Source organism: Mycobacterium arosiense ATCC BAA-1401 = DSM 45069, from assembly GCF_002086125.1.
Taxonomy (GTDB): domain Bacteria; phylum Actinomycetota; class Actinomycetes; order Mycobacteriales; family Mycobacteriaceae; genus Mycobacterium; species Mycobacterium arosiense.
In genome coordinates this window covers 1-394 of sequence record NZ_MVHG01000260.1, presented here as the reverse complement: position 1 = coordinate 394, position 394 = coordinate 1, and the positions used below count along the sequence as shown (strand labels likewise).

The 394-nt window shown below is 70.1% G+C and carries 1 protein-coding gene; it reads left to right on the top strand.

Annotated features, from left to right (window positions below; translation table 11 throughout):
- On the top strand, window positions 1-394 hold a 394-nt coding region (locus BST14_RS31850; protein WP_142279703.1), incomplete at both ends, for an AMP-binding protein.

Genomic DNA, 394 nt, shown 5'->3' with positions numbered 1-394 from the left:
GGCGCGGCGTCGCCCGCGGCGAGCTGCTGCCCCTGCTGGCCGAACGCTCGGCCGAACTGGTCATCGCCATCCTGGCGGCCGCCAAGTGCGCAGCGGCCTACGTACCGGTGGACCGTCGGCAACCCGACAGGCGCAAGCAGGAAATCCTCCGCCAGTGCCAGGCCCCCGTGGTTCTCGCCACCCAGGCCGAGGACCTGCCGGGGCAACCGGTGGAGGTCATCGCACAGGCGCTCGCGACGAGTGCGGCGGGTGCCGCGCCGAGACTGGCGCTCGACGGCAGCGAAGCGCTGTATGTGATCTTCACCTCGGGCACCACCGGCGAACCCAAAGGCGTGGTGATCGAGAGCCGCTCCCTGAGCAACCTCGTGGACTGGCACAACCGGCGCTTCAATAT